Annotated in this window: 5 protein-coding genes; 2 read left to right on the plus strand and 3 right to left on the minus strand. The window is 38.5% G+C overall.

Features of this window, described 5'->3' with window-relative positions:
• Window positions 1-381 (plus strand): aldo/keto reductase (locus AB7E53_RS14510; RefSeq protein ID WP_446776494.1); only part of this gene is annotated, 381 nt, incomplete at its 5' end.
• Window positions 382-458: 77 nt separating this feature from the next.
• A complete protein-coding gene (locus AB7E53_RS14515; protein WP_079684451.1) occupies window positions 459-893 on the plus strand; it encodes a hypothetical protein in 435 nt (144 codons plus the stop codon).
• 4 nt (window positions 894-897) lie between these two features.
• Here the strand turns inward: AB7E53_RS14515 and AB7E53_RS14520 are convergent, their stop codons facing one another.
• The 3 genes from AB7E53_RS14520 to AB7E53_RS14530 form a co-directional block, all read right to left on the minus strand.
• Complete coding sequence (locus AB7E53_RS14520) at window positions 898-2,088, minus strand: DUF418 domain-containing protein (protein ID WP_446776496.1); 1,191 nt, start codon at window positions 2,086-2,088, stop codon at window positions 898-900.
• A 608-nt stretch (window positions 2,089-2,696) separates the two neighbouring features.
• Complete coding sequence (locus tag AB7E53_RS14525; protein WP_446776498.1) at window positions 2,697-3,167, minus strand: hypothetical protein; 471 nt, start codon at window positions 3,165-3,167, stop codon at window positions 2,697-2,699.
• 193 nt (window positions 3,168-3,360) lie between these two features.
• Window positions 3,361-3,675, minus strand: a 315-nt coding sequence (locus AB7E53_RS14530; protein WP_446776500.1) for a hypothetical protein, incomplete at its 5' end; no start/stop codon positions are given.

A 3,675-nucleotide genomic window follows, 5' to 3' on the forward strand; every position in this document is an offset into this window, starting at 1 on the left:
CCCGAAGTACTGGAGGTAGGCAAGCAACACGGCGTAGGACTCATCGCCTTCTCATCCCTGGCACAGGGACTGCTTACAAACAAATACCTGCACGGCATACCCGAAAATTCGCGGGCAGCCAAACCCTCGGGATTCCTGCAAAAAGAACAGGTTACCCCCCAGGTAATAGCCAAGGTAGGCAAGCTGAATGAGGTAGCCGCACGAAGGGGACAAACACTGGCCGAGATGGCTTTGGTATGGGTGCTGAAAGACCCGCGTGTAACCTCGCTCATTGTGGGAACCAGCTCCGTTCAGCAGCTTAAAGACAACCTCAACGCACTTCAGAATCCGGACTTCACCGCCGAAGAGCTGAATGAAATTGAAACAATTCTGCGTTCCTGAAATAAGAAACAGGTCTGCTTTCCGTTTCAATAGCAGACCTGTTTTTAATCTCTTAAACCGTAACAAACACCCCAAGAATGAAAAGAGCTGTTGTAGTATTGTTGTTGATGGTAATCTGCAGTTGTTCCAAAATAACGGAATCGGATATACCCTATGCCCGTGTCTGGTTTAAACTGGATTTGCGCTACAGCGACAAAGACCTGGTGCCTCTGCTGAGTTATAAAGAATTTACCTCCCCCCGAGCCGCCGGAGAATATACCGGCTATGCGGGACTGCTAATCGTACACAGCTACGACAACCTATATATGGCGTTCGACCGCTGCTGCCCCAACGAAGCCCGACGCGATGTTGTGATTGTACCCGGCAACAACGACGGCACAGCCACCTGTCCGCAGTGCAAAACCGTTTACGACATCAGCAACGGAGGCACCCCCTACTCCGGTCCCTCCAAGTTTGCATTAAGAAGATACAACGTAACTCAAAGCGGCGAAACCATCCAGATTCACAACTAAACCATTAAAGCCGGTTTCCTACGTTAATCCAGGTTGCCTTCTTCCATACCCATTCCAGCGGACCCTGCGGATGCGAACGAAGCCACCAACGGCAAAAGCAGAACTGGATAAAGAATACACCTACACCTATAAGAATACATACGGTGATGCCGGTATAGCGATAAAGCCCCAATCCCCAGTTATAAAACAGGAATCCCCCTATTAACGACTGCGACAGGTAATTGGTCAGACTCATGCGTCCATAAGGCGCAAGCTGGTGGAGCACCCCCTTCAGCTTTGTAAGGTAATACACAAGAATTACCCCTGCAAACAAGATTCCGGTAAAGGCAATATTAGAGAGCGACTTAAGCAACAAGGTAGAAGGAACAAGAAGCGCCTCGCGGGTGATAAAGTCGGGTAAAATAGCCGTAAGACCATAAATAGGGAAAAAGGCGATGGTTACAGCGATAAACACCTTCGTCCAGAAACGGATATTCTGTTCCGTATAGTGAAACAAATTGCTACGCCCTATCAGTATACCAACCATAAACAAACCTGCTGTCTGCGTAACCCTTCCATGTAGAAGCATCCAGCCCATATTGGCAATATTCCCCGTCCACAGAGCCGTCTTGCACAATTCGATAAAAGAGCCCTCCTTCTGAACCGTATTTACGATCTCCCAGTAAGGAGCATCCAGCTGAGCATTGATAACAAATGCAGGATCCAACAGCGCAATGATGATCTGTCCCCATTCAAGCGGTTGCAGTAAAAGAATGCCCGCAATAATGGCAATGGAACGGGATGAAAGTCGGCACACCGCAATCATCACATACCCCAGCAAAGCATAAAGCATCAATATCTCGCCCGGAAACAAAGAAGAGTTGATGCAGGCAATAAAGAACAACAAAACCAGCCGCCAGGCAAATCTGGGGCGAAAATCCTTTCCTTTAATCTTTTGTGAGTTATCCTGGATAAAAAAGCTGAACCCGAAAAGAAGTGCAAAAATGCAATACGCCTTACCTGAAAAGGCAAAAAACACACTGTCCCATATTACCTTATCCGTAAACAACAATAAATTACAGGTTTCTTCAGGATAACTATAAAGACTAAACCGTTCGATAAAATGGATAAGGGTAATTCCCAATACAGCAAAACCACGTAATACATCCGCTATTTCGATGCGGTTATTACCGGTTGGAGAGTAAGACAAGTGCATGCTTTTCAAAATTTAATTGTTAACGTATTATCTAATTTGAAACGCAAAAGTACAACAAACCCACCCCCAATAATAGAACAAACCATTCAATAGGTAACACAATCCAACCAAAAGGTCCTAGGTTGGGGGAAACAAGGCTCTGGGAACCATATATGCAAAATATTTTCAGATCTTAAAATAAGGAATGAGTAAGGGAAGTATAATTAAGCTTGCAATAATATACACAATGCAAAACACATCTTTTATCTTTTTCTCTTGCGTAGGAATTTTATTAAATTGCCTAAGGAGTCTCTTCTGCTTCTTTTTAAAGCTTCTATAATTTATAATGGCAATTATAATACAAATAATGAAAAAGGGATTTAAAGCTAAAATTAATTCTGAATAATATAAATCGTCAATTAAAGAGATCAACAAAAAAACTAAGGGTATTATACTTAGAGTCTGTAATACAGAAAGAACCATCACAACCCGGAATGTATCATCTTTTACTTTAGTTACCTTCAGTTTAAACCAAGTTAAACGACAAAATAAGTATTCAAAAAAATTCATTTGCTGTAGCTTTATATTATTTTTACGGATGCACTTTGTATTGCAATAAGATCTGTAAACTAACTATTTTTATCGACCAGCCCTTCATTTATGAAAAAGGTTTTCATATCGTTGTAAAAACCTGGTTTATCAAACTTTTTTAGTTTAACCGGATACTTTAATGTTTCTAAACTTTTAAGAATCGCTTGAGCGATAATACGCAACCCCTCCTCTTTATCAGAATGATAAAACGATTCGTAATCAACTTTTAAATTAAACATTAGTATTTTATAAAGATGAACATCAAGAACACTGTGAATTGTTTTATGCTTTTCAGAGACATACTTTGGACGAAAAATTGGATAAAAAGAATCCATTTCAGGTTCTGAACAAATAATTTCTACTGATATTTCTTCCACTAAATTATCATAACTTCGCTTAGTCATGAACAAATCAAGTTTTTTTGATAATTCATCAATATCTGATAATTTAGATAATTTAGACGATTTGAAAAAATTTACTGATAAAGATCCGAGCAATGTAATTTTCATATTTTATTATTTAGCTGCGAATATGAGTTCTAATATTAAATTGAAAACACTAAATCATTAAAAATAGTATTTCTCATTATGGAATAATACATAGATATGTTTTTTATCATCATATACAAAATGAAGAAACATTCGAGAAATTTTATTTACTAATATAAATATCTCAATTGCCATACTTCATTAAGTATCTTTTCTATCCCAAATTTTTAGATCGAAAATAGGCAACAAAAAATGTATTTACAACGATGATACCTGCAATATAAATAATACATAAAACATCCTTTCTCTTTTTTTCCTGTTTGGGAATCTTTATAAATTGTTTGTACAACACTCTTTGCTTCTTTCTAAAATATAGGAAGTTTATTATCATAGCGATTATTACAATAATTAAAAAAGGACTCATTCCCAAAAATGTCTTATCAATATAATAAGAATTATAAATCAAAACATATAAAACCCCAAATATAGGAATAGCACTAAAACCGTGAAAAACTGCAAGTCCTACAAT

Source organism: Macellibacteroides sp., from assembly GCF_050251695.1.
Taxonomy (GTDB): domain Bacteria; phylum Bacteroidota; class Bacteroidia; order Bacteroidales; family Tannerellaceae; genus Macellibacteroides; species Macellibacteroides fermentans.

What these genes read in the sequence shown, in the direction of transcription:
- AB7E53_RS14520 (WP_446776496.1), bottom strand. Translation starts at nt 2,088, where the DNA reads ATGCACTTGTCTTACTCTCCAACCGGTAATAACCGCATCGAAATAGCG.
- AB7E53_RS14525 (WP_446776498.1), bottom strand. Translation starts at nt 3,167, where the DNA reads ATGAAAATTACATTGCTCGGATCTTTATCAGTAAATTTTTTCAAATCG.
- AB7E53_RS14515 (WP_079684451.1), top strand. Translation starts at nt 459, where the DNA reads ATGAAAAGAGCTGTTGTAGTATTGTTGTTGATGGTAATCTGCAGTTGT.